General features: G+C 58.5%; 20 protein-coding genes. 12 read left to right on the forward strand and 8 right to left on the reverse strand.

Annotation, left to right across the window (positions count from 1 at the left end; genetic code table 11):
• Positions 1–5: 5 nt before the first annotated feature.
• Positions 6–2,309 (reverse strand): FdhF/YdeP family oxidoreductase, encoded by a 2,304-nt coding sequence (locus tag ACQZ5Y_RS14400; protein ID WP_145166288.1) that lies wholly within the window; start codon positions 2,307–2,309, stop codon positions 6–8.
• 370 nt (positions 2,310–2,679) lie between these two features.
• Between ACQZ5Y_RS14400 and mgtE the strand changes: the two genes are divergently transcribed.
• Together mgtE and ACQZ5Y_RS14410 are read left to right on the forward strand one after the other, a co-directional pair.
• Complete coding sequence (mgtE, locus tag ACQZ5Y_RS14405) at positions 2,680–4,107, forward strand: magnesium transporter (RefSeq protein WP_013636179.1); 1,428 nt, start codon at positions 2,680–2,682, stop codon at positions 4,105–4,107.
• 85 nt (positions 4,108–4,192) lie between these two features.
• Positions 4,193–4,579: a MerR family transcriptional regulator gene (locus ACQZ5Y_RS14410; protein ID WP_003515319.1), complete on the forward strand. Its 387-nt coding sequence runs from the start codon at positions 4,193–4,195 to the stop codon at positions 4,577–4,579.
• Between the two features lie 159 nt (positions 4,580–4,738).
• On the opposite strand, the gene ACQZ5Y_RS14415 is transcribed toward ACQZ5Y_RS14410, so the two are convergent.
• Positions 4,739–5,704, reverse strand: coding sequence for a heparan-alpha-glucosaminide N-acetyltransferase (locus ACQZ5Y_RS14415; RefSeq protein ID WP_174049470.1), 966 nt, complete (start codon positions 5,702–5,704; stop codon positions 4,739–4,741).
• A 69-nt stretch (positions 5,705–5,773) separates the two neighbouring features.
• On the reverse strand, positions 5,774–6,466 hold the full coding sequence (locus tag ACQZ5Y_RS14420; RefSeq protein ID WP_013636176.1) for a DUF599 domain-containing protein: 693 nt from the start codon (positions 6,464–6,466) through the stop codon (positions 5,774–5,776).
• A 506-nt stretch (positions 6,467–6,972) separates the two neighbouring features.
• Here ACQZ5Y_RS14420 and cobU point away from each other — a divergent pair.
• The 5 genes from cobU to ccoP all read left to right on the forward strand — a co-directional run bounded on the left by cobU (position 6,973) and on the right by ccoP (position 11,134).
• Positions 6,973–7,494: a bifunctional adenosylcobinamide kinase/adenosylcobinamide-phosphate guanylyltransferase gene (gene cobU / locus ACQZ5Y_RS14425; protein ID WP_065702497.1), complete on the forward strand. Its 522-nt coding sequence runs from the start codon at positions 6,973–6,975 to the stop codon at positions 7,492–7,494.
• Positions 7,495–7,737: 243 nt separating this feature from the next.
• Positions 7,738–9,360 carry a cytochrome-c oxidase, cbb3-type subunit I gene (gene ccoN, locus ACQZ5Y_RS14430; protein WP_003515308.1) on the forward strand — a complete coding sequence of 541 codons (1,623 nt, stop codon included), beginning with the start codon at positions 7,738–7,740 and terminating at the stop codon, positions 9,358–9,360.
• A gap of 10 nt (positions 9,361–9,370) precedes the next feature.
• Complete coding sequence (gene ccoO, locus ACQZ5Y_RS14435; RefSeq protein WP_003515307.1) at positions 9,371–10,102, forward strand: cytochrome-c oxidase, cbb3-type subunit II; 732 nt, start codon at positions 9,371–9,373, stop codon at positions 10,100–10,102.
• Positions 10,103–10,114: 12 nt separating this feature from the next.
• Positions 10,115–10,267, forward strand: a complete 153-nt coding sequence (locus tag ACQZ5Y_RS14440; RefSeq protein ID WP_003502810.1) for a CcoQ/FixQ family Cbb3-type cytochrome c oxidase assembly chaperone — start codon at positions 10,115–10,117, stop codon at positions 10,265–10,267.
• A 3-nt stretch (positions 10,268–10,270) separates the two neighbouring features.
• Positions 10,271–11,134 (forward strand): cytochrome-c oxidase, cbb3-type subunit III, encoded by an 864-nt coding sequence (gene ccoP, locus ACQZ5Y_RS14445; protein WP_080798493.1) that lies wholly within the window; start codon positions 10,271–10,273, stop codon positions 11,132–11,134.
• 48 nt (positions 11,135–11,182) lie between these two features.
• Here the strand turns inward: ccoP and ACQZ5Y_RS14450 are convergent, their stop codons facing one another.
• On the reverse strand, positions 11,183–11,539 hold the full coding sequence (locus tag ACQZ5Y_RS14450; RefSeq protein WP_003515303.1) for a VOC family protein: 357 nt from the start codon (positions 11,537–11,539) through the stop codon (positions 11,183–11,185).
• Positions 11,540–11,550: 11 nt separating this feature from the next.
• The gene (locus ACQZ5Y_RS14455) at positions 11,551–11,955 is read right to left on the reverse strand and encodes an SRPBCC family protein (RefSeq protein WP_019566249.1); all 405 of its coding nucleotides are present in this window, start codon (positions 11,953–11,955) and stop codon (positions 11,551–11,553) included.
• Positions 11,956–12,076: 121 nt separating this feature from the next.
• On the opposite strand from ACQZ5Y_RS14455, the gene ccoG reads away from it, so the two are divergent.
• The 5 genes from ccoG to gndA all read left to right on the forward strand — a co-directional run bounded on the left by ccoG (position 12,077) and on the right by gndA (position 18,189).
• Positions 12,077–13,660, forward strand: a complete 1,584-nt coding sequence (gene ccoG / locus ACQZ5Y_RS14460) for a cytochrome c oxidase accessory protein CcoG (protein WP_174049469.1) — start codon at positions 12,077–12,079, stop codon at positions 13,658–13,660.
• Positions 13,657–14,157 (forward strand): FixH family protein, encoded by a 501-nt coding sequence (locus ACQZ5Y_RS14465; protein WP_019566252.1) that lies wholly within the window; start codon positions 13,657–13,659, stop codon positions 14,155–14,157. The genes ccoG and ACQZ5Y_RS14465 overlap by 4 nt, the downstream gene beginning before the upstream one ends.
• Positions 14,154–16,445, forward strand: a complete 2,292-nt coding sequence (locus tag ACQZ5Y_RS14470) for a cation-translocating P-type ATPase (RefSeq protein ID WP_174049468.1) — start codon at positions 14,154–14,156, stop codon at positions 16,443–16,445. Before ACQZ5Y_RS14465 ends, ACQZ5Y_RS14470 begins: the two co-directional genes overlap by 4 nt.
• Entirely contained in the window at positions 16,442–16,600 is a 159-nt protein-coding gene (gene ccoS / locus ACQZ5Y_RS14475; RefSeq protein WP_003515291.1) for a cbb3-type cytochrome oxidase assembly protein CcoS, read from the forward strand. The genes ACQZ5Y_RS14470 and ccoS overlap by 4 nt, the downstream gene beginning before the upstream one ends.
• A gap of 158 nt (positions 16,601–16,758) precedes the next feature.
• Entirely contained in the window at positions 16,759–18,189 is a 1,431-nt protein-coding gene (gndA, locus tag ACQZ5Y_RS14480; protein ID WP_003515289.1) for an NADP-dependent phosphogluconate dehydrogenase, read from the forward strand.
• A 68-nt stretch (positions 18,190–18,257) separates the two neighbouring features.
• Here the strand turns inward: gndA and ACQZ5Y_RS14485 are convergent, their stop codons facing one another.
• From ACQZ5Y_RS14485 to ACQZ5Y_RS14495, 3 genes are all read right to left on the reverse strand, one after another.
• Positions 18,258–18,584 carry an RcnB family protein gene (locus ACQZ5Y_RS14485; protein WP_003515287.1) on the reverse strand — a complete coding sequence of 109 codons (327 nt, stop codon included), beginning with the start codon at positions 18,582–18,584 and terminating at the stop codon, positions 18,258–18,260.
• A 192-nt stretch (positions 18,585–18,776) separates the two neighbouring features.
• A complete protein-coding gene (gene mgrA / locus ACQZ5Y_RS14490) occupies positions 18,777–19,808 on the reverse strand; it encodes an L-glyceraldehyde 3-phosphate reductase (protein ID WP_112959129.1) in 1,032 nt (343 codons plus the stop codon).
• A 123-nt stretch (positions 19,809–19,931) separates the two neighbouring features.
• On the reverse strand, positions 19,932–22,397 hold the full coding sequence (locus ACQZ5Y_RS14495; protein WP_174049467.1) for a beta-mannosidase: 2,466 nt from the start codon (positions 22,395–22,397) through the stop codon (positions 19,932–19,934).
• Between the last annotated feature and the right edge of the window lie 328 nt (positions 22,398–22,725).

Here is a 22,725-nt window from a genome sequence, read left to right on the forward strand (position 1 = left end):
CCTGTTCAAGAGGCGGAACCGGCAAGCAGGCGGAAGGAGACGAGTACCGATTTCGACGTTGGCGTGAAGCTGCCTTCGCCATAGCTTGACAGCGGCACCAGCACGTTCAGTTCGGGATAATATCCGCCGACACTGCCGCGCGGAATATTGTAGGGGACCAACCGGAAATTTTGGGCGATCCGCTCCACGCCATCGCCATATTCGCCGATGACATCGACCCGCTGGCGGGAGTGGGCGCCCAGCGCCTCCATATCCGCAGGATTCATGAAGATGACCTGGCGTTCGCCATAAACACCGCGATAACGGTCGTCCATGCCGTAAATCGTAGTGTTGTATTGGTCGTGGCTGCGGAATGTCTGCAGCACGAAAAGATTGTCGCCCGTGAGCGCCTGCTGATGCTCGGTCTGTTCGGGAAGCGGGCCGCTATAAAAGACGGCCTTTTTTGCCGGTGTGTTCCATTCCCGTTCGGAGGCCGTGTTGCGCAGGCGAAAACCGCGCGGCACGCGGACGCGTTCGTTGAAATTGTCGAAACCCGGGATGACCCGCTCGATCATGTCTCGGATGAGATCGTAATCCTCGGCAAGCGCTTTCCAGTCGACCTGCGCATTGCCAAGGGTCGCTTGCGCAATGCCGGCAACGATGGCGACTTCGGAGCGTAGTTCTTCCGAGGCTGGCGGATTGATGCCGCCGGAACCATGCACCATGCTCATGGAATCCTCGACCGTGACGATCTGCGGCTTGCCCGCAGAATTACGGTCGATTTCCGTTCGGCCAAGGCAGGGCAGCACGAAGGAGATTTCGCCCGGCACCAGATGCGAATGGTTGAGCTTGGTGGCGATATTGACCGTCAGTTTCTGATTTTCAAAAGCCTTGACGATCAGCGGACTGTCGGGCGTTGCCCGCATGAAGTTGCCGCCGAGCGCGATGAAGGTTTGCGCCTTGCCATCCAGCATGGCGGCTACGGCCTCCACGGTGTTGTGGCCGGGTTTGCGCGGCATGGCGACGCCGAGTTCTTTTTCCAGTGCGTCTAGCAGCGCCGGCGGCGCTTTTTCATCGATACCGACGGTGCGGTCACCCTGAACGTTGGAATGGCCGCGTACCGGGCAAAGACCGGCACCGGGGCGGCCGATATTGCCGCGCAGCAACATGAAGTTGGTGATTTCGCGAACCATGATGACGGAGTGGCGATGCTGGGTGACGCCCATGGCCCAGGTGGCGATGACGGAGCCGGCATTCATGTAGATGCGGGCGGCTTCTTCGATTTCTGCGCGGGTGAGGCCGGACTGGTCGAGAATGCTTTCCCAGCTGGTCGCCTCGACGGCATCACGATAAGCCTCGAACTCGACCGCATGTTCGGCGATGAAGTCGTAATCGATGATGGCAGATTCTCCGGCAGTCCTTGCGGCGTCGTCGGCTGCAAAGATCGCCTTGCTCATGCCGCGCACCACCGCCATGTCGCCGCCTTGCCGGGGCTGGTAATAATTGGTGGCGATCTTGGTGTTGCCGCCGGTGATCATCTCGATCTTGTCCTGCGGATCGGCGAAGCGCTCCAGCCCCTTTTCCTTGATCGGATTTAGGACGACGATTTTCGCGCCGCGAAGCGCTGCCCGGCGCAGGTCGCCCAGCATGCGCGGGTGGTTCGTGCCAGGATTTTGGCCGATTACGAAGATCGCGTCTGCCTGCTCGAAGTCTTCCAGGAGCACCGTGCCCTTGCCGACGCCGATCGAGGCTTTCAGGCCGACACCGCTTGCCTCGTGGCACATGTTGGAGCAGTCGGGAAAATTGTTCGTGCCGTAAAGCCGAACCATCAATTGATAGATGAAGGCTGCCTCGTTGGAGGCGCGGCCGGATGTGTAGAATTCCGCCCGGTCCGGGCTGTCGAGGCTATTGAGAACGCCGCCGATTTCGGCAAAGGCGTCGTCCCAGGAGACCGGCAGATATTTGTCGCTCGCCCGGTCGTAACGCATCGGGTGGGTGAGGCGGCCCTGCTTTTCCAGATCGTAGTCAGACCAGCCGCGCAGTTCGGAGACGGTACGGGTGGCGAAAAAATCCGGCGGCACCCGGGCTTCCGTCGCTTCCCATGCGACCGCCTTGACGCCGTTTTCGCAGAATTCGAAGGAGGAGCCATGCTCCGGATCGCCCCATGCGCAGCCCGGGCAATCGAATCCATCCGGCTGGTTTGCCTTCAGCAGCGTGCGTGCGCCGGAAATCGGCGCGCCGGATTCCATCAGCCGTTTGCCAACGCTTTTAAGCGCGCCCCAGCCACCTGCGGCGGCGGAAGCCTTGCCGATGAAATCTGTCTTGCTCATTGTCGTGATTTTCCTGAAATTTTCCTGGCCGCCCAGGGATACTTACCGTTTGGCAACGGCCAATCATATATAAAAAAAGCTCTTTCAGAATCGTCTATGGGCGACATATGTCAATCTCTATCTTACCGGTTCCGACGGAACGGCAAGGGCTTTCCGGACGTTGTGCGGATTGAGGTGCACTGCCTGTCGCTGCATCATCATGGAGTGCTGCGCTCTTCGATCATGGTCTTGCGAAAGGGCGGTACATGACATTTTCGTCGCAGTTCCGAAGCCCGTTGTTTTTCACCTATCCGGTTGTTGACAATATACTTTTTAACGCCATTCTGCCTGCAAATTCGTGCACTGCGGCATTTAAAGAAGGGGACGCCAGATGACAGACCGTGACGACGATCTTCTCGCGCCCGAAGAGTTGAAACCGACAGAGGCACCCTCCGATATCTACGCCGAGGACGGCTCTGTCCGATCCGACTTTCTGGCGATGGTGGGGGCGGCGATTGCCGACCGCGATCTGCTTTTCCTGCGCAAGAATGTGGCGCGGCTGCATGAGTCTGAACTCGGCGACGTGCTGGAGTCGATCATGCCGGAGCAGCGCCACGCGCTCGTGCGGTTGCTGGGTTCCGATTTTGACATGACGGCGCTGACCGAGGTGGATGAAGGCATCCGTCTCGATATCGTCGACCAGATGTCGAATGAGCAGATCGCTGCCGGTATCGGCGAACTGGATTCGGACGACGCCGTCTACATTCTCGAGGATCTCGACGACGAGGACCGCGAGGACATCCTCTCGCAACTCCCGTTCACCGAACGGGTTCGGCTGATGCGGGCGCTGGATTATCCGGAAAGCTCTGCCGGCCGTCGCATGCAGACGGAATTCGTTGCCGTGCCGCCGTTCTGGACCGTGGGACAGACCATTGATTATCTGCGTGAGGAGGAGGAGTTACCGGATTCCTTCACGCAGATCTTCGTCATCGACCCCACGTTCAAGCTTGTCGGCGCTCTCGATCTCGACAAGGTGCTGCGCGCCAAGCGTCAGGTGAAGATCGAAACGATCATGCACGAGACCAACCACTCCATTCCGGCCGAAATGGACCAGGAAGAAGCGGCGCAGCTTTTCGAACAATACGACCTTCTATCCGCCGCCGTGGTGGACAATAACGGCCGTCTGGTTGGCGTACTCACCATCGATGACGTGGTCGACGTCATTCAGGAAGAAGCCGAAGAGGATCTGCTGCGCCTTGGCGGTGTGGGCGACGAAGAACTGTCTGACAGCATCACCAGCACCTCGCGCTCGCGCGTGCCGTGGCTTGCGGTCAACCTCCTTACCGCCTTTCTGTCTGCCTCCGTCATCAGCCTTTTCGATGCGACCATCCAGCAGATCATTGCTCTGGCGATTTTGATGCCGACGGTTGCCGGCATGGGCGGCAATGCCGGATCGCAGACCATGACCGTGTCCGTGCGGGCGCTGGCTACCAAAAGCCTAGATATTCACAACGCTGCCCGCATTATCAGGCGTGAAGCGGGCGTTGGCATCCTGAACGGACTGTTGTTCGGCTGTGCCATCGGCATCGTTGCAGGCGTGTGGTTCCAGGATGTCCATATCGGCGGCATCATTGCTGCCGCCATGTGTCTCAACATGCTGGCGGCGGCGCTGGCAGGCATTCTCATTCCGCTGGTTCTCGACAGGTTCGGGGCAGACCCCGCCGTTTCCTCTGCTGTCTTCGTGACGGCGGTAACGGACATTGTCGGCTTTTTTTCGTTTCTGGGCATCGCTACCTGGTGGTACGGTATTTCGGGATAGGCCAGAGCAGGCGAAAGCGGCAGGAAAAATTGACTTTTACGTGAAGGTCAAATAATAATTGTCCGGTTATGAATCGGATAGGCCCTTGGACAAGTATTATAGCATAACCGAACTGACGCGCGAATTCGGTGTTTCCACCCGCACCTTGCGATTCTACGAGGATGAGGGCCTCATTCACCCTGAGCGACGCGGGCGTACGAGGCTTTTCAGGTCTGCGGATCGGCGTCTCATTCAGGAAATCCTGCGCGGCCGCCGTATCGGTTTCACGATCGCAGAAATTCGCGAGATCATTCACGTCTACAAGGAGCCGCCGGGCGAATCAGGCCAGCTTGTGCTTCTGATGAAGAAGGTCGATGAGAAGCGCGCCGATCTCAGGCAAAAGCGCAAGGATATCGAAGAGACGCTGGCTGAACTCGACAATGTCGAAGAGGCCTGCCTGACGCGCCTTGCCGAAATCGGCGTAGGGACCTGATGCAGGTTTCCCGCCGTCGCGCTTGACGTGATGGCCCTGGATTTCCCGCGGAGAGGAAAACCTCTCACTCCGTGATGCTTTTGATTTTACGCGACGTGGATAGATCCTCGGGTCAAGCCCGAGAATGACGCCGAGCGTAGATTGGGCGTGTGTCGTTCTTTATTGCGCCTCAACCGTGCACTGTTGCGCCACGTCGCTGACTTTCGTCTGCTGCTCCGCACTGAGCTTGCCTTCCATCATGATGTCAAACAGGCTTTCCGCTTGCAGCTTTTCAAGCGTGCAGCCGCAGAAACGTTGGCATAATTCCTGGCCGTTAGCCTGCTGGACGCAGCTTTTTTCACAGCTCGATTTGTAAAGCTCCACCTGGTCGACAGGAGGAGGCGGTGCCACAAGTGATACCGCGTAGACGATGCCAATCAGCGCCGGCTGATGAATGAGGTAAAAGGCAAGGCTGTGACGGCCCGCTGTTGCTATCAGATTGCGGGGGGAGCTTGGGTTGCGAAAACGGTCCAGCCAGCTGCGCGGTGTGACGAATTGCGAAACCGCAAGTCCGGCAAGAAAGGGCGCAAGCCACGGCAACAGCGGCACATAATCGTTCGAGCGCGGCGGCATGGTGGAGAAACCGACCCATGCCAGCCATTTGCTGTTGAAAAAATCCGACTGGACGTATTGCGGCAGCGCAAAGGCAAGAGCCGCGAAAAGCAGCGTCACCAGCGGGGGTGCCCGCAGGAACAACAGCCCGACAAGGCTTGCAGCGGCTATGTTGTGCAGGATTCCGAAAAAGATGAAACTATCCGGAAAGGCGGCATAGGTGGCGATGGTGATGAGCAGCGCCGAGCCCGCCACCATTGCAAAACGCTTGCCGAAGGACGGCCAGTTTATGGCTTTGCCATGGGCGAGAAACAGGCTGAAACCGGCGAGGAACAGGAACGAGCTGGCAATGGCGCGCGCATAGAGCTTCCACAGGCCGGTGGTTGCCGTACCCGGCTCCAGATAGCCGAAATACTCCAGATTCCATGTGAAGTGGTAAGACGCCATGGCGATGAGCGCCAGCCCGCGCAGTGTATCGAGACCGCCCATGCGGCCCTTGCGGCGGGTGTCGATTGCAGCTGTTTCTGTTTCCATAATTCCTGCTGTTTCAGCTGTCTGAAGCCGTTGTCTACTCAAGGGCTTGGCCCGTGAAGTAAGGCTATTTCAAGGCCCGGGCCTGTCCATGATGGCGCGGCGTGCCTCGGAGAAGAACTGGCGGCGCAACAGCGCCACTATGATGATGACCGTGCTTGCGATGAAGACATAGGGGCTGATGAACCAGCCGAGATAACCGATCGACAGGAAGATCGTCCGCAGCCCATCATTGAAGTTCTTAGCAGCGATGATGTTCATCTTTATGACGTTTTCAGCGGCACGCTCGGCAGCGTCGCGATCCGCGTTGACATCATGGACCATTGGTATGGCACCGAACAGGATCGTGCAATAATTGAACAGGCGGTAGGACCAGCCGAACTTGAAAAACGAGTAGCCGAAAAGGCAGGTTAGCCCCATGACCTTCAGTTCGAAGGCCGTGCGCCCGGCATATTGCACGAAGGGCAGGTCGCGAAACACGGTTTCGACCCGATCTGTCGCCCCCAGCAGAGCAAAGCAGCCGCCGATGGCAAAGATCGAGGTAGACGCGAAAAAAGCGGTACCATTCTGCAAACCCGCCATGATCTGCGTGTCGATCATCTTCAAGTCGCGTTTGAGAGAATTGTAAATCCAGTCGCGCCGGCGCTCCGCCATCGCCTGATTGAGGCTGGTTCGCGAAAACAGCGTCGTTCCCGTCGTGAGGTGGGTATAGGTGGCCCATAACACGATAAAAACGACGATCGAGATATAGTCCATGACGGTCATCACGGGCAGGTCACCTTGCTGTTTGCGAATCTTCGCGGCCATATTGATTTGAAGGCCATGGCAAGGCAATGGCAGCGGCCTCCATGGGCAAACATTCTCCCGCCGCGTTGCAGCTTCGTCATTTCGTTTTCTGCTAACGTTCCGGTAACCAAGTGGCTTTATCAATCCCGTCGCGGACGGAAAGGTCTGCCGGTTCCGGGTCAAGGTTTTGCGTACCGGTTCCGCTTGATTTTTCGTAGACACCGCTCGCCGATTGACAGAATGACCGTTCGCACCTAGCTTTTTGTCAGGACCGGTGTTTCCGGCATCCGGAGTTGCCAAGGCTGTCATATGTCCCGCATCGTGCGGACAGGTTTTGTCGTCTCCGACCCGGTATCATCGGCAGTCCGGCGTGAATAACCGGGGGACGCCTTTTTCTACGAATCGTTCCCTTCATGTACGGCTGTCTCTGGCTTGCGAAACCGCAATGATGCCGGTCCGTCTTATTCTTTTCTTCCAGGTTCTTCATGACAGATAAAAACCGCTCCGTTTTCATTCTAGGCGGCGCGCGCTCCGGCAAGTCCCGTTTTGCCGAGGACCTTGCGGGCAAAGCCAACGGGCGCCTGCATTATCTGGCCACCGGCCGGGCATGGGATGACGAGATGCGCGATCGCATCGACCATCATCAGGCCCGGCGCGGCGAGGAGTGGACGACACACGAGGCGCCCGTTGATATCGCTGCCGTGCTCGCATGGCTGGATGCGCCGGACAATGTCATCCTGATCGATTGCCTGACATTGTGGCTCACCAATCTGATGATGGAGAACGCCGATATCGAGACGGCGTTCGCCACGCTGGCAGCGGCAATCGCGTCCACCAAGGCGAAACTGATTCTCGTCTCTAACGAGGTCGGCCTTGGCATCGTGCCGGAAAACCGCATGGCGCGCGAATTCCGCGATCACGCCGGAAGGTTACACCAGCGCGTCGCGGCCATCGTCGATGAAGTCTATTTCGTCGCAGCCGGGCTGCCACTGAAAATGAAGGGCTGACGCAAGCCCTATAAAGCGGGTGTCGCGCGTCGGCGTCCGTTCTTTCAGTTTCTATGCACTTCTTATCGCCAAATCCCGGCTCGGTTTTGCCGGTGCTGCGACAGCTTCTCTTTCTTGATCTGGATCAAGGTGGCTTCCCCACGCCGGTGGCAATGCTCCAACCGACGCAAAGGCCCGTTTCCGCTTCGTAAAGCGCGCGCCAAGCCTTTCGTCGGTCTGCTTGCACGTTGGGGGAAACCAACAATGAATTACACGTTAGAAACCGCGATCGTGGCCCTTGGGGCTTTTCTCGCGCTGCTCGGGGCTGCTTTCGCTCACGACAGTCTTTTCGCCGCCCATATGTGGGTGCTGTTCTTTACGCTTCTGGTCAGCACGGTGCTTCTGCTGCGCCGTGTTTCTTTCGCGCCTGTCGATCAGGCCGCGCGCGCCCGGCTGAAATCCGAATATTTCGATGAGGTCGTGAAATACGGCGTCGTCGCTACCGTGTTCTGGGGCGTGGTCGGGTTTCTGGTCGGGGTCGTGGTGGCGCTTCAGCTTGCCTTTCCCGATCTCAACATCGCGCCCTATTTCAATTTCGGCCGGATGCGGCCGCTGCACACCTCCGCGGTGATCTTCGCTTTCGGGGGAAATGCGCTGATTGCCACGTCATTTTACGTGGTGCAGAGAACCTGTCGCGCACGCCTGTTCGGCGGCAATCTCGGCTGGTTCGTGTTCTGGGGCTACAACCTCTTCATCGTCATGGCTGCCACTGGCTATCTGCTTGGTATCACGCAGGGCCGCGAATATGCCGAGCCGGAATGGTATGTCGATATCTGGCTGACGATAGTCTGGGTCGCCTATCTCCTCGCATTTCTCGGCACGATCCTGACGCGCAAGGAGCCGCATATCTATGTGGCAAACTGGTTCTATCTGAGCTTCATCGTGACGATCGCCATGCTGCATATCGTCAACAACCTCGCCATTCCGGTGTCGTTCCTCGGCGTCAAGAGCTACTCCGCTTTCTCGGGCGTGCAGGATGCGCTGACGCAATGGTGGTACGGCCATAACGCCGTCGGCTTTTTCCTCACCGCCGGCTTCCTCGGCATGATGTATTATTTCATTCCCAAGCAGGTGAACCGCCCGGTCTATTCCTACCGCCTGTCGATCATCCACTTCTGGGCTTTGATCTTCATGTATATCTGGGCCGGTCCGCACCATCTGCACTATACGGCGCTGCCGGACTGGGCGCAGACGCTCGGTATGGTGTTCTCGATCATGCTGTGGATGCCGTCCTGGGGTGGCATGATCAACGGCCTGATGACGCTATCGGGCGCCTGGGACAAGATCCGCACCGATCCCATCGTGCGTATGATGGTAATGGCGGTGGCCTTCTACGGCATGGCGACCTTCGAGGGTCCGATGATGTCGATCAAGGCTGTCAACTCGCTCAGCCACTATACCGACTGGACCATCGGCCACGTGCATTCCGGCGCTCTCGGCTGGAACGGCATGATCACCTTCGGTGCCATCTATTATCTGACGCCGAAACTGTGGGGCAGGGATCGTCTCTACAGCCTGCAACTGGTCAACTGGCACTTCTGGCTCGCCACGATCGGCATCGTCATCTACGCCGCCGTGATGTGGGTGGCCGGCATCCAGCAGGCCTTGATGTGGCGCGAATACGATACGCAGGGCTTCCTCGTCTATTCCTTCGCGGAATCGGTCGCAGCGCTGTTCCCCTATTACGTGATGCGTGCGCTGGGTGGCCTGATGTTCCTCAGTGGCGCGCTGATCATGGCCTACAACGTCACCATGACCATCCTCGGTCGTCAACGCGAGGAGGGCGTCCGAAATGACGCCGCACCTTCGCTGCAGCCCGCTGAATAAGGAGGGGCCGATGTCCATACTCGACAAACACGGCGTCATCGAACGCAACGCCACTCTGCTTCTGGTCGGTTCGCTGCTCGTCGTCTCAATCGGCGGTATCGTGGAAATCGCGCCGCTTTTCTATCTCGAAAACACTATCGAGAAGGTGGAGGGCATGCGGCCCTACTCGCCGCTGGAACTGGCCGGACGCAACATCTACATCCGCGAGGGATGTTATGTCTGCCACAGCCAGATGATCCGGCCGTTCCGCGACGAGGTGGAGCGTTACGGGCATTACAGCCTGGCGGCGGAATCCATGTACGACCACCCGTTCCAGTGGGGTTCCAAGCGCACGGGGCCGGACCTCGCGCGCGTAGGCGACCGCTATTCGAATGAATGGCACGTGCAGCATCTGGCCGATCCGCGCTCCGTCGTGCCGGAATCGATCATGCCGTCCTACGCGTTCCTTAAAACCACGCCGTTGAAGATTACGGATATCTCGATGGAGCTGAAGGCTAACCGCGCCGTTGGCGTGCCCTATAGCGACGAGATGATCGAGAAATCAGCGGCTGATCTTCACGCGCAGGCCGATCCGAACGCCGATACGACCGAGCTTCTGGCGCGTTACCCGAAAGCGAAAGTCGGCGATTTCGATGGCGATCCAGCCAAGCTTACCGAAATGGATGCGCTGGTTGCCTATCTGCAGATGCTCGGCACGCTGGTCGATTTCTCGACCTATGACGATGCCGCCGGATATCGGTGAGGAGGCGACACGATGGAAACCTACACGGCCATGCGCCACTTCGCCGATAGCTGGGGCCTGCTTGCCATGACCCTGTTCTTCGCCGGCGTCGTCGTTTTCACCCTTCGTCCCGGATCGAAAAAAGCTGCGGACGACGCCGCCAGCATTCCGCTTAAGGAGGACTAGGATATGTCCGAAAAACACATTGATGACATCAGCGGCGTCGAAACCACCGGCCATGAATGGGACGGTATTCGCGAGCTTAACAATCCGATGCCGCGCTGGTGGGTCTGGACCTTCTACTTCACGATCCTCTGGGCCATCGGCTACACCATCGCCTATCCGGCATGGCCGCTAATCAATGGCGCAACGCAAGGGTTGCTCGGCTGGAGCAGCCGTTCCGAGATCGCCGCCGATATGGCGGACGCCAGACAGGCGCAGAGCGTCTATTCCGACAGAATCGCCAGTTCCTCGCTCGCCGAGATTGAGGCCGATCCGACGCTAAGGCAATTTGCCCTTTCCGGCGGTGCCGCCGCCTTCAAGGTCAATTGCATCCAGTGTCACGGTTCAGGTGCGGAAGGCGGGCAGGGATACCCCAACCTCAACGACGATGACTGGATGTGGGGAGGCAGCGTCGAGGATATCTATACGACGGTAAAGCACGGCATTCGTTTTGCCGACGATCCCGATACGCGCCTGTCGGAAATGCCGGCCTTCGGCGATATCCTCAAGTCCGAGGAAATCCGCGAGGTCGCCGCCTATGTCGTCAGCCTGACAGGAACGCCTTCCAACCCGGCACTCGTAGAACCCGGTAAACAGATTTTCGCCGACAATTGCGCCTCGTGCCACGGTGAGAACGCCAAGGGCAACCGCGAGTTCGGCGCGCCCAACCTGGCCGACGCGATCTGGCTGAAGGCCAGTGGCGAGCAGGGGATCGTTGCACAGATACGGTCGCCAAAACACGGGGTCATGCCCGCCTGGGGTGAACGGCTTGGTGATACCACGGTCAAGCAGCTTGCGATCTTCGTGCACTCGCTGGGCGGTGGCGAGTGAACGTCACAGCCAACAAATGGAAAGGGCCGCTCGATGCGGCCCTTTTTCTTAGCGATCAGACCAGACGGCCAGTTCGTATCCATCCGGATCGGTGAAATGAAAACGGCGTCCGCCGGGAAAGGCGAATATGGCGACGCTGATCTGCCCACCGGCTGCCTCGACACGCCGGTGCGCATTCTCGATATCGGCGGCGTAAAGAATGACAAGCGGTCCACCCTTGGCTGACACAGGTGCCGTGGTGGTGAACCCGCCGGTCAGCCGGCCGTCGGAAAACTCGCAATATTGCGGGCCGTAATCCTTAAAGGACCAGCCGAAAGCGCCGCCGTAAAATTCCTTGCTGCGCTCGATATCGGCGACGTTGAATTCGACATAGTCGATGCGCCGGTCATTCGTATTCGTGGTCATCGTTTTATCCTTCAATCCGTTTCGAGCAGCGACTTCAGTTTCTCCAGATCGACCCGGACCATCTCCGCATCCCGTTCGAAATCCTCGTCCGTCATGTCCGGCAGGCGAAGCAGGGTAAAGCTGACTTCGGCACCGCTGCCATTCGGTGTTACCCGCAGCGCGTTATACACCTTCATGCCATCCGGCAATGTCACGACGTGGTCTATCACGCCGAATTCGTTTAAGGGCGCGAAATTGACGCGGACCTCACCCAGCGGGCCGCCATCGGCGATCCAGTCCTCGCCGTCTGGTTTCAGACCGCCTGCTAGACCGGCGGCCCAGTGCGGCATGTTTTGCGGGTCGGAGGCGAAATCAAAGACATGGCTCCATGGTTTTTCCACCGACAGATGAATGATTTTTGACTGCATGACTGGCATCTCATCCTCCCTGTTTTAATGCAGGCCGCAGGCTGCGCCACTTTGTCCGCGCTTGATGTAAGTCAAGGATGTTTCGCCGGTGAGATGGGAGAAAGCAAGGAGATAAAAACGGACTGCAATCATGAACATCTATCCCGTCGGACAGGACCGCCCGCAACAGCCCGTCGAAAGGCTGGAAGCGGAGGCTGTCAATTCCGCAAAAACGCGTAAACCCCTTTATGAAGCGCGCAAGAAAATTTTCCCGAAGCGCGCGGAGGGCCGGTTCCGGCGGTTCAAGTGGCTGGTTATGCTGGTCACGCTCGGCATTTATTATCTGACGCCGTTTCTGCGCTGGGATCGCGGTCCCTATGCGCCCGACCAGGCGGTGCTGATCGATATTGCCAACCGGCGCTTTTATTTCTTCTTCATCGAAATCTGGCCGCAGGAGTTCTTTTTCGTCGCGGGATTGCTGGTCATGGCGGGTCTGGGGTTGTTTCTCATAACCTCCGCCGTGGGACGCGCGTGGTGTGGTTATACCTGTCCGCAGACCGTCTGGGTGGACCTGTTTCTGGTCGTCGAGCGGGCGATCGAGGGCGACAGGAATGCCCGCATGAAGCTCGATGCAGCACCTTTCACGTTCGGCAAGCTGCGCAAGCGGGTGATGAAACACGCAATCTGGCTGGTGATCGGCGTTCTGACCGGCGGCGCATGGATCTTCTATTTTGCCGATGCACCGACGCTGGCGAGGGAGTTCTTGACGGGGCAGGCACCGATGATCGCCTATACGACCGTCGCGATACTCACCGCCACGACCTATGTTTTCGGCGGGCTGATGCGGGAGCAGGTCTGTACCTATATGTGTCCCTGGCCGCGCATTCAGGCGGCGATGCTGGATGAGAACTCGCTGGTCGTGACCTATAATGACTGGCGCGGTGAACCTCGCACGAGGCACGCCAAAAAGGCTGCGGCCACAGGGGAGAGCGTCGGCGATTGCGTCGATTGCAATGCTTGTGTCGCAGTCTGTCCCATGGGCATCGACATCAGGGACGGGCAGCAGCTGGAATGTATCACCTGCGCGCTCTGTATCGATGCCTGCGATGGGGTGATGGACAAGATTGGTAAGCCACGCGGGCTGATCGCCTATGCGACGCTGTCCGAATACCAGTCCAACATGGCGCTTGCGACCGGCAACGGCCAGCACGCAATCCGGCCTGCGAATGTGCGCAACGAGGACGGCGGGTTCAAAAACAGCATTCGCCATTTCGACTGGCGCATCGTCTTTCGCCCGCGCACGCTTCTTTACACAGCAATATGGGCTGCAGTCGGCATCGGCTTGCTGGTGGCTCTGGTGACGCGCGAGCGGCTGGCTCTGAACGTGCTGCACGACCGCAACCCGCAATATGTGCTGGAATCGAATGGCTCGATCCGCAACGGCTATACCGTTCGCATCCTCAACATGGTGCCGCAACCGCGCCTAATGAGCCTGACGATAGAGGGCATTCCAAGTGCGGTGATGAAGATAAACGGCATGCCGGATGCAGCCTCTCGCAGCTTCGAGGTGATGGTGGAACCGGACGAGGCGACAACGCTGAAGGTGTTCGTCACCCTGCCGGGCAGTCACGTCGCGCGGGCTGCTGAAAATTTCGAATTCATCGTCAGCGATACGGGCGGCCATGAGACGGCCCGTTACGACGCCGTCTTCAACGCTCCGGGAGTGAAAAAATGACAACGACCAATCGCCAGACGTCCGGTTTCATTTTCACCGGCTGGCATATGCTGGGTGTTATGGTGATGTTTTTTGGCATCGTCATCACAGTCAACATGGTGATGGCCTGGAACGCTGTCACCAGCTGGAGCGGGCTGGTGGTGCCCAATACCTATGTTGCCAGCCAGCAGTTCAACGCCAAGGCCGAGGCCGCCAAGGCAAGGGCCGCGACCGGTATCAAGGGCAGGCTGGTGGTGAATGAAAAGACCGTGCGCTACGAGGTGTTTCATCCAGATACCGGCCCTGTGGATACGGATACCGTAACGGCGCGTTTTCGCCGGCCGGTCGGCGAGCACCAGAATTTCGACATGGAGCTGATCCCGGTGTCTACCGGGGTCTTCACCGGCCCGCATGACATGCTGCCCGGCCAATGGATCGTCGAGGTCACTGCCGTAAAAGACGGCAGGATCATCGTGCATGAAGGCACGCGGATCGCGGTGATCAGGGGGCGTCAATGAGCTGCTGTGCACCGGGAACGGAAGGATCGCTTCAACTCGGAGAACCGGTCAACCCACCATCATCAGAGGAGCTGATGCTGGCAAGCCGCGATCTGGGGCAGGGGCTGCGCCAGACAGATCTCAGCGTGCCCGGCGTTTATTGCGGCGCCTGCATCACCACCATCGAAACGGCGCTGCGCCGTCTCCGCCAGGTGGAGCAGGCGCGCGTGAACCTGTCCTCAAAACGGGTGGCGATTGTCTGGAAAGAGTATGTCGATGGCATCAGGACAGATCCCGCCGAACTTGCCCGCGCAATCCTTGCAACCGGATACCGGACGCATCTTTTCGCGAGCGGACAGGATGCTTCGGACGTGTTGCGCTCGCAACTGATCAGGGCGGTGGCGCTGTGCGGTTTTGCTTCCGCCAATATCATGCTGCTGTCCGTGTCCGTCTGGTCCGGGGCCGATGCCGCGACGCGTGACATGTTCCACTGGATTTCGGCGATGATTGCCGCGCCGGCACTGATCTATGGCGGCCGGTTCTTCTATCAGTCGGCCTGGAATGCGCTGAAGCACGGGCGCACCAATATGGATGTGCCGATCGCGCTCGCCATCACGCTATCCTACGCAATCTCGCTGTGGGAGACGATTCATCATGGCGAACATGCGTGGTTTGACGCGACCGTGTCGCTGTTGTTCTTCCTGCTGATCGGCCGCACGCTTGACCATATCATGCGTGACAGGGCGCGCTCGGCCATTGCGGGCCTGGCCCGGCTTTCACCACGCGGCGCAACCGTTATCGGTGAGGACGGAACGCGGGAATATCGCCCGCTTGGCGATGTGCTACCCGGCATGACGATTGCGATTGCTGCCGGTGACCGCGTGGCGGTAGATGCGATGGTCATTAGCGGAAGCAGCGATCTCGACATGTCCATTGTCAACGGCGAAAGCGCGCCGCGTCGGGTGGAGGCGGGTGATCTGCTTCAGGCAGGCACGCTCAATCTCACCGGTTCGCTCGCCGCGCGGGTGACCGCATCGGCAAAGGATTCGTTTCTCGCGGAAGTGATCGGGCTGATGGAGGCGGCGGAAGGGGGGCGTGCGCGCTATCGGCGGATTGCCGACCGTGCCGCGAGCTATTATTCGCCCGTCGTACATCTTCTTGCTCTCATGACCTTTCTCGGTTGGGGCGTTTTGGGCGGTGACTGGAAGCAGGCGATGCTGATCGCGATTGCGGTTCTCATCATCACCTGCCCATGTGCGCTTGGCCTTGCTGTTCCGGTGGTGCAGGTTGTGGCGGCAGGCCGGCTCTTTCGGCATGGCATCATGGTCAAGGAAGGCTCGGCGATGGAGCGACTGGCCGAAATCGACACCGTGTTGTTCGACAAGACAGGTACCCTGACGGTCGGGAAGCCGCGACTGGTGGAAACCGGCGATGTGAACCCCGCCACGATGGCGATTGCGGCTGGCCTTGCCGCCCATTCACGCCATCCGCTGTCCAAAGCCCTGCATGCAGCCTATGGCGGAATTTTATCGGTCTACGAAGCGGTGCGTGAAATTCCCGGCTCCGGTGTTGAGGCTCTCACGCCGGCGGGAACCTACCGGCTTGGCAACCGCCGTTTTGCCTGCCCGGATGAATCGCAAATGGAAAACGGCGACGCGCGATCGGAAGTGGTGCTTTCGCTTGACGGCGGGTATCTGGCGAGTTTCGGTTTCGAGGACAATCCGCGTCCTGGCGCCGTACAGGCACTGCGCAGCCTTTCTACGCGAGGACTGGTGCTGGAAATCGTGTCCGGTGACCGGGTCCCGGCCGTGAAGGCCATGGCGCAGCGTCTGGGCATTGCGAAATGGAACGCGGACCTGTCGCCGAAAGACAAGGCGGGGCGCTGTGGGGCACTGGCAGGCGAGGGACGCAAGGTTCTGATGGTGGGCGACGGTATCAATGATGCGCCGGCGCTGGCTGCAGCACATGTTTCCATGGCACCGGCAACCGCTGCCGATATCGGCCGGCAGGCCGCCGACTTCGTGTTCATGCACGAGAATCTGGATGCCGTTCCTGTCGCCATCGAGACATCGCGGCGGGCCGGACGGCTTATCCGGCAGAACTTCGCGCTTGCCATCGGCTACAATGTCATTGCCGTGCCGATTGCGATTGCTGGTTATGCGACGCCGATGATCGCGGCCATCGCCATGTCGACATCGTCGCTCATCGTTGTTGCAAATGCGCTGCGTCTTGCCGGAACGCCTGAAGCCGCTTCTGCGCAACAGAGCGTGCCGACCGGATTTGCGGGCGAGGGGGCGCAACCGGCATGAACATGTTGATCTATCTCATCCCCGTCGCCCTGTTTCTCGGAGCGCTCGGGCTTTTCGCCTTCCTCTGGTCGGTGCGATCAGGGCAATATGAGGATATGGACGGCGCTGCCTGGCGAGCGCTGGACGATGGCGACGACCGGCCACGACCTTCCTAGGGGAGGCGCATTGGTTACGACCTTCCCCCGACCTGTCGCAAATATGCAAAGCTGATTTGCGTCATCAAAATTTAATCGTTTCAGTCGCCCCTAGCCTTGCCGTTTGTTCATTACAGTGCCACAACACGACCACCTAAAAGCAAGATGGAGGCACATCCGTGGAACAGGCAGAAATCGGTTTGATCGGTCTCGGCGTCATGGGCTCGAACCTGGCGTTGAACATCGCGGAAAAGGGCAACAAGATTGCCGTATTCAACCGAACCCCTGAAGCGACGAAAAAATTCTACGCCGAGGCTGGGGACTTGCAGGGGCAGTTGATCCCTTGCGAAACCATCGAGGAATTCGTCGCCGCCATTCGTCCTCCGCGCCCGATCATCATCATGATCAAGGCCGGCGATCCGGTTGACCAGCAGATGGAAATCCTGAAGCCGCATCTCTCGAACGGCGACATCATGATCGACGCCGGCAATGCGAATTTCCGCGATACGATCCGCCGTTTCGACAATCTGAAGGATAGCGGTCTGACCTTTATCGGTATGGGCGTTTCCGGCGGTGAAGAAGGTGCGCGTCACGGACCGTCGATCATGGTCGGCGGTACCGAAGATAGCTGGAAGCGCGTCGAGAAGGTTCTGACCTCCATCTCCGCCAAATATAATGACGATCCGTGCGTGGCATGGCTCGGCAACGACGGTGCCGGTCATTTCGTCAAGACGATCCATAACGGCATCGAATATGCCGACATGCAGATGATCGCCGAAATCTACGGCATCCTGCGTGACGGCCTGAAGATGAGTGCGTCTGAAATCGCCGATGTATTCGGTGAATGGAACAAGGGCCGTCTCAACTCCTACCTGATCGAAATCACCGAGAAGGTTCTGCGCGCTGCCGATCCGATCACCGGCAAGCCGATGGTCGATCTGATCCTCGACAAGGCCGGCCAGAAGGGCACAGGCAAGTGGTCGGTTATCGAGGCGCAGAACATGGGCGTCGCCGCAACTGCCATTGAGGCCGCCGTGGCTGCCCGTATCCTGTCGTCGCAGAAGGACGAGCGCGAAGCTGCCGAGAAGATCTTCGGCCTGCCGACCGTTGCAGCTGCACCGGCTGACAAAAAGGCCTTTATCGCCGATCTGGAAAGCGCGCTTCTGGCCGCCAAGGTCGGTGCTTACGCACAGGGCTTTGCCGTCATGTCGGCCGCATCGAAGGAGTTCAACTGGAACCTGCCGATGCCGACGATCGCCCGCATCTGGCGCGCCGGCTGCATCATCCGCTCGGAATTCCTCGATGAGATCACCTCGGCCTTCACCAAGGATCCGCATGTGGCCAACCTCATCGTGACGCCTGCCTTCTCCGGCATCGTCAAGGACACCGACGCCGCCCTGCGCCGTGTCGTTTCCTACGCGGTTCTCTCCGGTCTTCCGGTTTCGGCGCTCGCTTCCGCGCTTGGTTACTTCGACGCCTATCGTCGCGCCCGCGGCAGCGCGAACCTTATTCAGGCGCAGCGCGATTTCTTCGGGGCGCATGGCTTCGAACGCACCGACGGTGTCGACAAGCCGCATGGCCCGTGGGGCAGCGGCGCCGACATTTTCTGATCGGCTATAACGATAAACGACAAAAGGCCCGCGCAAGCGGGCCTTTTTCATATCATCCGTCGATTTACTCAGCGTGCCGCAGAAAGGCCAACGATCAGGCCGGTGACGGCGTTGATGAGCAGGAACTGGTTGTCGACGCGTACCCAGCGCTGGTCGCGACGCGGCTCTGCCAGGCGGTAACGGCGATAGTCGCGACGGTCGACGAAATGACGACGCTCTGCTGGCGAGAGGCGCTGACCGCGATCCCAACGGTGCTTCTTGACGATGACCTTTTTGGTGGTCGTGTGACGCTCGACGGTTACACCGCGATGACGATCGTCGTGGCGGCTTTGTGCCTGGGCCATTGGAGCAGCAAGAACAGTTGCAGCCAGAAGAATGGTGACGAACTTTTTCATGAATGTTTCCTCTCGTGTTTCGATAAGGAGAACTTACGAATAAACGAATGAACGGAAACTGAATTTAAAATTACATTTATGTAATGGTTGTTAATGGTTAGACGGGGACGTTAATCTTTCTGTTGGAGATTTCAGTACAGTTTTTGCGTCGATCAGGCTGCCCGTTGGAAACCGGGCAGCCTGTTTCAAGTATTAAACGCGTTCAGCGGATTTTGCCCAGAGGTTGATATCCGCGTCCTTCGCGTAACCGTCGATTTCCGCAAGCTCCTCTGTGGAGAAATCGGCATTGTCGAGTGCCTTCACGCAATCCTCGACCTGTTCGACACGGCTCGCACCGATGAGCGCCGACGTGATGCGACCACCGCGCAGCACCCAGGCGATAGCCATCTGCGCGAGCGTTTGGCCACGCCGCTCGGCAATGCGATTGAGCGCGCGGATGTTTTCGACATTGCGCTCGTTGAGGAAGGCAGGGTTGAGTGACTTGCTCTGCGATGCACGGCTGCCTTCAGGAACGCCACCCAGATATTTCGTCGTCAGCATGCCCTGCGCCAGCGGCGAAAAGACGATGGAGCCAATGCCAAGATCTTCCAGCGTATCGACCAGACCGTCTTCCTCGATCCAGCGATTGATCATGGAGTAGCTCGGCTGATGGATGATGCAGGGCGTGCCGAGATCTTTCAGGATCGCGGCGGCCTCACGGGTGCGTTTCGAGTTGTATGACGAGATGCCGACATAGAGCGCCTTGCCCGAGCGCACGATCTGGTCCAGTGCGCCGCAGGTTTCCTCAAGCGGCGTGTTGGGATCGAAACGGTGGGAGTAGAAGATATCAACGTAGTCCAGCCCCATGCGCTTCAGGCTCTGGTCGCAGGACGATATCAGATATTTGCGGCTGCCCCACTCACCGTAGGGACCGGGCCACATGTTGTAGCCCGCCTTGGACGAGATGATCATTTCATCGCGGTAGCCTCTAAAATCCGTCTTCAGGATTTCGCCGAAGGCAGTTTCGGCGCTGCCGGGTGGTGGGCCGTAATTATTGGCCAGATCGAAATGGGTAATGCCGAGGTCGAAGGCGCGGCGGCAAATGGCTTGTTTGGTCTGGTGCGGTGTGTCGTTGCCGAAATTGTGCCACAGCCCGAGCGAGATCGCCGGCAGCTTCAGGCCAGTCTTTCCGCAATGATTGTATTTCATGGATGTATATCGGTTTTCGGCCGGTTGCCAAACCATGGGTCTTCCTCCACTTGCTGATGAATGGTTGCCGGAGAAGCCGGCAAACCTTTGAAAGATGAGGGCAGGCGCAACGTTGCCTGCCGTTCCGCTAAGGATGGTTAAGCCTTTCGCCGCGTGGTTTCAATGCGAGGATTGGCAGGTATAAAGATCGAAGATACGGAACTGCGGCTGCCCGCTGCCCGCCTTCGGGGTGAAGATGATCCGGCGTGTTTCGCCCGCTGCGAGATCGAACAGATTGTCGGAATAACGCCCGGGCTGATCGGCCTCCAGCATGACGAAGAGGGCAAGACCGGCTGCGGTGACATCGATTTCGAGCTGGCCGTTTTTCAATGTGCCGGTGGAGAACGTCAGTCCAGCGGGCTGGAGCTCCAGAGACTTGTAGGTGTCGCGCACATGATGGCCTTCGCCTGTCATGCCGTTGGATGCTATGAAGTTCCAGGCAAGAATGGAGCCATCAGGCAGGCTGTCCATGTTGATTTCTGTCAGCGTCGCCGCCTTGTCCGTACCGCACGTGCCGTTGGCAGATTTCAGCGGCACGCGGTTACCCTCCATGGTGAGGGCGACAATATTCATGTCGATCTCGACATCTTCCGCCGTGTCGTTGACCATGGAGAAACTTAACCGGCGCCCGTCTTCCGAGGGAATGGCGGAAACCGAGACCGGTTGGAAGAAACGGCGGGCAGCATAATGCAGCGCCTTCCAGCCGCCGCCGTAATCCAGGCTCGACCATGAGGCAACCGGCCAGGTGTCGTTGAGCTGCCAGTAGAGCGTTCCCATGCAATGGGGTTTCAGCGAGCGCCAGTAGTCGACCGCGGTTCGGATGGCCAGCGCCTGCTGCACCTGGCTCAGATACACGAAATTTTCGAAATCCTTCGGAAAGCGGAAATAGCGGAACATGGTGCCAGCGATGCGCTCATTGCCGCTGACATTCTTCTGGTGCAGTTCGATCACCGGGGAGGCGATGTTCATGTCTTTCTCTTCCGCATAGGTGCGGATGACAGGCATGGAAGTGTAGGACTGAAAACCGAATTCGGAGCAGAAGCGCGGCTTGACCGAGCGGTAATTGTCGAACGATTTGTTTTCGTGCCAGACGGACCAGTAATGCATGTCGCCGGAACCATCCGCATGCCAGGCATCACCATAATCGAGGTAGCCTGAAGCCGGGCTGGAGGGCCACCAGAGTGCTTTGGGGGCGGCTTTTTTCAGCGCCTTTTCGATGGTGCGGTTGAGGCGGTCGTAAGCCACGAGATAACGGTCGCGGTTGTTGCGGGGCTCCTCGAACCAGGTGAGGGCACCCACCAATTCGTTGTCGCCGCACCAGAGCGCGATGGACGGATGGGAGGACAGGCGTTTTACCTGATAGTCGACCTCGTGTTCGACATTGTCGAGAAAGTCTTCGCTGCAGGGGTAAAGGTTGCAGGCGAACATGAAATCCTGCCAGACCAGAAGACCGAGACGGTCACAGAGATCGTAGAACCAGTCTTCCTCGTAAAACCCGCCGCCCCAGACGCGGATCATGTTCATATTGGCCTCGACGGCCGAACATAGAAGGTCTTCGGTTTTTTCGCGGCTGGTCAGCGAATAAAGTGCATCGGATGGAATCCAGTTCGCGCCACGGCAGAAGATTTCCCGGCCGTTGATGCGGAAGGCAAATCGGCTACCTGCCTCATCCTTGTCCGTCAGAAGTTCAATGGTCCTGAAGCCGATCCTGCGGGTGACGGTTTCATCCGGTAACTCCACCGCCAACGTGTAGAGCGTCTGTTCGCCGCTGCCCGCCGGCCACCAGAGCGCGGGGTCTTCCACGAAGAAGACGTGGCGCACCACCGTCTCACCCGCACCCACGCCGCAATCAAGCCGCAGCCTTTCATCGTTGAGGGAAAGATAGAGCGGAAGGCTCGCCGGACCTTCGGCAAACAGCGTGATTGCCACATGCAGCTCGACGCCGCCCTCGACATGATGTTGTGAGGTGACGACGTGTTCGACCCGTGCCGTATCGAGGCGCTTCAGCAGGATTTTGCCGTAAAGGCCGAGCGGAGCAATCGCGATATTCCAGTCCCAGCCGAAATGGCACTGTGGCTTGCGCAACATGTTGCCGTTGGCAATCGGCGAGTTGCCCTCATGATAGGGAATGTAAAAAGGTTGTCGCGCCTGCCGTTCCGCCCCGGCTGCGATGTTGGAGTGGAAATGGATACGAATGGTGTTTTCACCGGGCCGCACGGCGCGAGACACATCGGGACGGTAACGTCGGAAGCAATTGTCCGAACTCAAGACCGGGACATCGTTGACGAAGACGATCGCGACGGTGTCGAGATAATCGATATCGAGATACCAGCTGGCATCGGCGTCATCGAGGATGAAGGTCCGCTCTATGATCCAGTCCCGATGCGCGACCCATTGCACCGCATTTTCATTGGCACCGTGATAAGGGTCTGGAATGATGCCCGCGTTTTTGAGTGCGCTGTGAACGTCTCCCGGCACGGTAAGGTCGGTCGTGTAGTCTCCTTCCAGCGAGGTCAGGCGCCAGAGCCCGGCCAGATCGATGACGGTTTCGGGCGTGGAGGAAGAAATCATGATGGGACCCTGCATGGACGAATTCAAATAGGATAAGCTGGCCATTATGACGCAGGCTTGTGTCGGAATCTGGGGAAGATGCATGCCCGCCAGCCAGCCGTTATCCAGCTCGCTCAGCTCGGCAATCTCCTCCCTCCGGCAACGTTACCGTAAAACAATCGTTCCGTCATGTCTTCGGAGTGAAACTTCATGCGCGAAAAATGCCCGTTGGTACTATTGGAAAACCACGGGTACGGATGCCTTGATATCTATTGACTTTTATTTATTAATATCAATTAATTATTGATACTATTTAATCTAGTTTCTTGGCGTTGTTTCTCTCTTGAGCGGAAGTTTCGCGAGC

It is taken from the genome of Agrobacterium sp. A3-95, from assembly GCF_053521785.1.

What these genes read in the sequence shown, in the direction of transcription:
- ACQZ5Y_RS14400 (WP_145166288.1), bottom strand. Translation starts at nt 2,309, where the DNA reads ATGAGCAAGACAGATTTCATCGGCAAGGCTTCCGCCGCCGCAGGTGGC.
- mgtE (WP_013636179.1), top strand. Translation starts at nt 2,680, where the DNA reads ATGACAGACCGTGACGACGATCTTCTCGCGCCCGAAGAGTTGAAACCG.
- ACQZ5Y_RS14415 (WP_174049470.1), bottom strand. Translation starts at nt 5,704, where the DNA reads ATGGAAACAGAAACAGCTGCAATCGACACCCGCCGCAAGGGCCGCATG.
- ACQZ5Y_RS14420 (WP_013636176.1), bottom strand. Translation starts at nt 6,466, where the DNA reads ATGACCGTCATGGACTATATCTCGATCGTCGTTTTTATCGTGTTATGG.
- cobU (WP_065702497.1), top strand. Translation starts at nt 6,973, where the DNA reads ATGACAGATAAAAACCGCTCCGTTTTCATTCTAGGCGGCGCGCGCTCC.
- ccoN (WP_003515308.1), top strand. Translation starts at nt 7,738, where the DNA reads ATGAATTACACGTTAGAAACCGCGATCGTGGCCCTTGGGGCTTTTCTC.
- ccoO (WP_003515307.1), top strand. Translation starts at nt 9,371, where the DNA reads ATGTCCATACTCGACAAACACGGCGTCATCGAACGCAACGCCACTCTG.
- ACQZ5Y_RS14440 (WP_003502810.1), top strand. Translation starts at nt 10,115, where the DNA reads ATGGAAACCTACACGGCCATGCGCCACTTCGCCGATAGCTGGGGCCTG.
- ccoP (WP_080798493.1), top strand. Translation starts at nt 10,271, where the DNA reads ATGTCCGAAAAACACATTGATGACATCAGCGGCGTCGAAACCACCGGC.
- ACQZ5Y_RS14450 (WP_003515303.1), bottom strand. Translation starts at nt 11,539, where the DNA reads ATGACCACGAATACGAATGACCGGCGCATCGACTATGTCGAATTCAAC.
- ACQZ5Y_RS14455 (WP_019566249.1), bottom strand. Translation starts at nt 11,955, where the DNA reads ATGCCAGTCATGCAGTCAAAAATCATTCATCTGTCGGTGGAAAAACCA.
- ccoG (WP_174049469.1), top strand. Translation starts at nt 12,077, where the DNA reads ATGAACATCTATCCCGTCGGACAGGACCGCCCGCAACAGCCCGTCGAA.
- ACQZ5Y_RS14465 (WP_019566252.1), top strand. Translation starts at nt 13,657, where the DNA reads ATGACAACGACCAATCGCCAGACGTCCGGTTTCATTTTCACCGGCTGG.
- ACQZ5Y_RS14470 (WP_174049468.1), top strand. Translation starts at nt 14,154, where the DNA reads ATGAGCTGCTGTGCACCGGGAACGGAAGGATCGCTTCAACTCGGAGAA.
- ccoS (WP_003515291.1), top strand. Translation starts at nt 16,442, where the DNA reads ATGAACATGTTGATCTATCTCATCCCCGTCGCCCTGTTTCTCGGAGCG.
- ACQZ5Y_RS14485 (WP_003515287.1), bottom strand. Translation starts at nt 18,584, where the DNA reads ATGAAAAAGTTCGTCACCATTCTTCTGGCTGCAACTGTTCTTGCTGCT.
- mgrA (WP_112959129.1), bottom strand. Translation starts at nt 19,808, where the DNA reads ATGGTTTGGCAACCGGCCGAAAACCGATATACATCCATGAAATACAAT.
- ACQZ5Y_RS14495 (WP_174049467.1), bottom strand. Translation starts at nt 22,397, where the DNA reads ATGCAGGGTCCCATCATGATTTCTTCCTCCACGCCCGAAACCGTCATC.